We start from the raw sequence: 4,320 nt of genomic DNA on the forward strand, positions 1-4,320 counted from the left end.
GCGCTGGATCTCGGCGTAGGTGATGCCTACGGCGCGCGTGCCCAGGCTCACGGTCTTGAGCCGGCCGGCTTTGACCAAGCGGCGCACGGTGGAGAGGCTGATGCGCAGCTCGTGGGCGGCGTCGGGGAGGCGGGCCACGGTGGGCCGCGAGGTGTTGGCGATGTCTTGCACGTTGGCGTCCTTGTTGACGCCAGGAGCGCCGTTCCCCCAGGCAGCAGCAATACCTCCACGTATTGATGCGGCTTCTGGGTTCACGTGTACAGTTTCGACGTCCGCCAAGACGTCTGGACTGCTGCGCCACCTGGCGATGGTTGTCCCGTAAGCCCCGATGTGTTTCCAGCACACGGGGCTTTCGTCATCCTGGCCCTCAGGTTTTCGCCTGAAGGCCAGCGCCCCGGCCGTGAAGCCCGGGACAGCCGCAAATCTACCTGAGGCATCACTCGGTTCATTTGGCGTCGTCAATCGCCACAGTTGACCCGCCCGCGTCATGCTGGCTCAGAACTTGTACCTTGTGAGCCTAGCCGTAGAGGGGGCCGCAGCTTGGTTCAAAAGTTACTTGCAGGCATATTTGATCATGGCTCACAATGCATGCATATCTTTTGACACCAAACGCCCCACCATGGCCCGCATCGCTTACTTCCGCGTCTCCACCACGGACCAATCCATCGAGGCCCAGCGGCACGCCCTGCTGCAAGCGGCCGGCGGCAGCGCCTTCGATCAGGAGTTCAAGGACGAGGGCATCAGCGGCGCCACACCGGCCGCCCAGCGCGCCGGCTTCTCCGAGCTGCTGAAGTTCATCCGCCAGGGCGACGAGCTGCACGTGTACGCCGTGGATCGCCTGGGCCGTGATGCCCTGGACGTGCAGGCCACGGTGCGCGCGCTGCTGGATCGCGGCGTAGCCGTGGAGATTCACGGCCTGGGCCGCATCGCGCGGGGGGTGGGCGAGCTGATCCTGGCCGTGCTGGCGCAGGTGGCCGACATGGAGCGGCAGCGCATCGCAGAACGCACCGCTGCGGGCCGCGAGAAGGCCCGTGAAGCCCTCGCAGCCACCGGCCGCACCCATCGGGGCAAGGCAAGCCTTGGCAGGCCCCAGGCGGCCGATCCTGAAGCCGTGAAGGCATGGCGGCAGGCCCAGGGCGCCAGCATCGCCACGACAGCCCAGCACTTCGGGTTGTCGGTGGCAACGGTCAAGCGGTACTGCGGCACGGCCGCCGGCTGACTCCCAGGGCTGGCGCTGGTGACCCTCACGGGCCGTCAGGGCCTCAAAGTGCCCCGTCCCAGGGCGTGTTGGGGTTGGCCTTGACCATCTGCTCGGCGTAGTACCACCGCCAGGCGAAGTACCTGTATTTCGCGCGCTCTGCCTTGATGCGCTCCACGTCCTTCTCCCACGCTTCAAGGGCAGTTGCGTGTGCATCGAGGATGGCGCGCGCCTCGGGGTGGATGTTGGGTTCACGCCCGGGCATCCAGTTGAGGTTGTCTTCCTCCTCAGCCTCCTTGGCCTGCTTCACGGCAAGCGTCTCTTCTGGCGCCGCAGGGAAAAGCAGGTGATCCATCGCGGGCTCAAACCAACTCTCGGGCTGATTGGGGGCGTGTGCCGCGAAGTAGGCAAGCAGGCTGGTGGGCTCGGTAGTGCTCATGAGCAGGCGCTCTTGTCGTTGGTGAAGCATCAAGCATGCAGCACTGCCCGGCGCCTTGAGCCGGTGCCTTACCGCGCTGGCGCTGCTGGCCGGCGATGATCCCGGCGCCGCCCACCCCAGCGAAGCCGCCTTATGACCATCCGCCTCCCCGACCGGCCGGGCCGCTACGCCTTCGGCCCGAACCTGCCCCGTGGTCGCATCGACGTGCAAGAGATCGACGGCGGCGCCGGCTTCACCGTAACGCGCGTGATCGACGGCGTGACGTGGGCACCGCTCGACGGGCGCGACAACCCAGCTTGGCTGACGTGGCCGCGCGAAATAGAGGCAGCGGCCTGGGTGTACGAGGTGAGCCCCGTTTTCGACTATGCCCACTGGGGCGCGGTGCCGGCCTGATCCTGCCGGGCTGGCACCGACGGCCGCCACGGTGGTCTGATGCAAGCCCCGCAGGCCCAACCTCAGGAGTCCACCATGGATGAATCGCGTCTGGAGGAGGCCCAGCAGCGCGTTGTTGAGGCCGAAGAACGGGTGAAGGTGCAGGCCGCCCGGGTCGCGGACCTTGCCCACCGGGGGCAAGACACGACGCAGGCGCAAGACACCCTCGCCGTCTTTGAGCTGACGTTGCGCCTGATGCGCGAGGACTTGGCCCGTGAGCAGGAGCGGGCAGCCAACAAGCTGCCGTAGCCCTCAGGCCTGCGTAGAACGCCCAGGAGCCGCGCACAGCGGCCTGGATGACCGCACGGCCAGACGACGGCTGCAGGGCCGCCTGGAAGGCCTTCTGCGAGGCCGCAGCGGCAGGGGATGAGGCAGGGGGCGGCGATTAAAGCGCCCAGTACACGCGCCCGAGGCTGGCCAGAACAAAGCCTGCAGGCCGCCACGCGCTGATCCTGGCCGGCAACGACGGAGACGTGAGCAAGGTACACGCGCCCGAGGACGACGACGTCGTGAGTGCTGCCCCCGGGGGGGTATGCCGGACAGGACCACAGCCGATCGACCCCGGGCCTTGAGCCTCTCGGCTCGGGAATCCGCACGCGCTCGGGCGGGGTGGCCGTACCGGACCCAGCCGACAGCAGGCCGGGTGCATGTCGATGTCCCGAAAATTTCAGCAGCGCGCCGCTATAGGGCCCGAGCACGCCTCGGATGACCCGAGGGTTCACCGCGCCTGCTGCAGCGCCTCCTGCGCGCGCTACGGGCCCCGCAGCCCCATCTTCGAGCCCGGCGGCGGCCTCGAAGCCGCAAGCCGGGCAGGAGCACGCCCTCCTCCCCGCACCCCACCACCCAGTCCCCAGCGAGACGACGCCGCGATCGCGCGTCCGCCCGATGGACAGCCCCGCTGCACACCGCTGGCGCGGTGCACAGCCGGCCTGCGGCCGGTGCCGGGCCTGACCACAGGCTCCTCGCGGCGTTCGCCCTACGGGCCTGACGCGGCCTGCGGCCTTGCCCCACGTTGAAGGACAGCCAGAAGGCCAGAACAGCCCACCTTCGGTGCTGATCCTGATATGGGTTCGTGCATCACCCCTTCAGCCAGCGCACGACGGTGGATTGATCCACGCCCAGCTCGGCCCCGATCTCGCGCGATGAACGGCCCGCCAGGGCCATCAGGCGGGCGCTGGCGCGCTTGTCCTCGCTCGCCGCACGTCGGGCCTTGCCCGAGGCGATGCCGGCCTTCTTGCCCTGCACTGCTTGCCACGCGCTGAAGCCTTCGGCGGTGATGTGCTTCCACGTCCACCGGGCCACGCTCTTGGCGATGTGGCGAACCTCAGGCCAATGCAGCGACGACAGGAACCCGGCGTTGATCGTGCCGGCGCGGGACTCGCATTGCTCAAGCCACGCATCCCAGCCACGCGGGCCGCTGCTCCAGTAGTCGCGGATTGCCCGGCAGGCCCACTTGCGCAGCGTGTCGAACAGATCCACGTTGCGGCCCAGCCCGGCCTGCTCCTGCGTGCGGCGAGGTGGCCGATACGTCGGTAGCTCAGGCAACCACTCGGCCAAGTCGTCCAGCTCGTACAGCAGCAAGCGGCCCGGGTGGTCAACGATCCATTGCGGATGCAACGGGTTCTTGGTGGTGACGCCGCGATAACTCGGGTCTGCACCCAGCCGCTCGGACATGCGGCCCTCGATGGCGGCGGCGTAACGCAGCGCCTTCATGCTGGCGTCCGCGCACTTCATCCGTACGGGCACCTTCAGGCCCCAGGCGATGTGCGCGTGACCGTTTTCGGGATTGATCGCGGCCCACGTTGGGTGCGGCAGGTCGGCGTCTTCCCAGGCGTGCGCGCCGCCGCGCCGGTCGATGTCGAACACCAGCGCCATCTGCGCCGTGGGCAGGTTGACCTGGATGTGCGGCTTGGTCAGCGCGTACTCAAGATCGCGGACGCGCTGGCCGTACCTCTTGGGGTCGTCGGAGCAGTACGGCCGCCGTGGAAAGCGGCGGGCACCGTCAGCCAGCAGCGCCGCCCGCCAACTGGCAGCCGCGGCCTCGTGCGAGCACGCCCCGCCCTGCCCCCGAAGGGCATGCGATGAGTGGAGCATCGCGCCGCCTCACGCCTGGGCGGCGAGGAAGCGCTGGATCTCGGCGTAGGTGATGCCTACGGCGCGCGTGCCCAGGCTCACGGTCTTGAGCCGGCCGGCTTTGACCAAGCGGCGCACGGTGGAGAGGCTGATGCGCAGCTCGTGGGCGGCGTCGGGG

Annotated in this window: 6 protein-coding genes; 3 read left to right on the forward strand and 3 right to left on the reverse strand. The window is 68.6% G+C overall.

Annotated elements, in window-relative coordinates; translation table 11 throughout:
* Nucleotides 1-574: 574 nt before the first annotated feature.
* Entirely contained in the window at nucleotides 575-1,219 is a 645-nt protein-coding gene (locus tag FJ694_RS35900; RefSeq protein ID WP_232540380.1) for a recombinase family protein, read from the forward strand.
* A gap of 43 nt (nucleotides 1,220-1,262) precedes the next feature.
* Here the strand turns inward: FJ694_RS35900 and FJ694_RS35905 are convergent, their stop codons facing one another.
* Nucleotides 1,263-1,637, reverse strand: coding sequence for a hypothetical protein (locus FJ694_RS35905; RefSeq protein ID WP_157272305.1), 375 nt, complete (start codon nucleotides 1,635-1,637; stop codon nucleotides 1,263-1,265).
* 132 nt (nucleotides 1,638-1,769) lie between these two features.
* Here FJ694_RS35905 and FJ694_RS35910 point away from each other — a divergent pair, with 132 nt between their 5' ends.
* Both FJ694_RS35910 and FJ694_RS35915 read left to right on the forward strand, forming a co-directional pair.
* Nucleotides 1,770-2,030 carry a hypothetical protein gene (locus FJ694_RS35910; protein WP_157272306.1) on the forward strand — a complete coding sequence of 87 codons (261 nt, stop codon included), beginning with the start codon at nucleotides 1,770-1,772 and terminating at the stop codon, nucleotides 2,028-2,030.
* Between the two features lie 75 nt (nucleotides 2,031-2,105).
* Nucleotides 2,106-2,318, forward strand: coding sequence for a hypothetical protein (locus FJ694_RS35915; RefSeq protein WP_157272307.1), 213 nt, complete (start codon nucleotides 2,106-2,108; stop codon nucleotides 2,316-2,318).
* Between the two features lie 828 nt (nucleotides 2,319-3,146).
* Here FJ694_RS35915 and FJ694_RS35920 read toward each other — a convergent pair.
* Together FJ694_RS35920 and FJ694_RS38070 are read right to left on the reverse strand one after the other, a co-directional pair.
* The gene (locus FJ694_RS35920; RefSeq protein WP_157272308.1) at nucleotides 3,147-4,163 is read right to left on the reverse strand and encodes a replication initiation protein; all 1,017 of its coding nucleotides are present in this window, start codon (nucleotides 4,161-4,163) and stop codon (nucleotides 3,147-3,149) included.
* 9 nt (nucleotides 4,164-4,172) lie between these two features.
* On the reverse strand, nucleotides 4,173-4,320 hold a 148-nt coding region (locus FJ694_RS38070; RefSeq protein ID WP_157272309.1), incomplete at its 5' end, for a helix-turn-helix transcriptional regulator.

The organism is Azohydromonas aeria, assembly GCF_009760915.1.
Taxonomy (GTDB): Bacteria; Pseudomonadota; Gammaproteobacteria; order Burkholderiales; family Burkholderiaceae_C; genus Azohydromonas; species Azohydromonas aeria.

Bases quoted from the DNA above. Each gene is read 5' to 3' on its own strand.
- FJ694_RS35920 (WP_157272308.1), bottom strand. From the start codon at position 4,163: ATGCTCCACTCATCGCATGCCCTTCGGGGGCAGGGCGGGGCGTGCTCG.
- FJ694_RS35905 (WP_157272305.1), bottom strand. From the start codon at position 1,637: ATGAGCACTACCGAGCCCACCAGCCTGCTTGCCTACTTCGCGGCACAC.
- FJ694_RS35910 (WP_157272306.1), top strand. From the start codon at position 1,770: ATGACCATCCGCCTCCCCGACCGGCCGGGCCGCTACGCCTTCGGCCCG.
- FJ694_RS35915 (WP_157272307.1), top strand. From the start codon at position 2,106: ATGGATGAATCGCGTCTGGAGGAGGCCCAGCAGCGCGTTGTTGAGGCC.
- FJ694_RS35900 (WP_232540380.1), top strand. From the start codon at position 575: ATGGCTCACAATGCATGCATATCTTTTGACACCAAACGCCCCACCATG.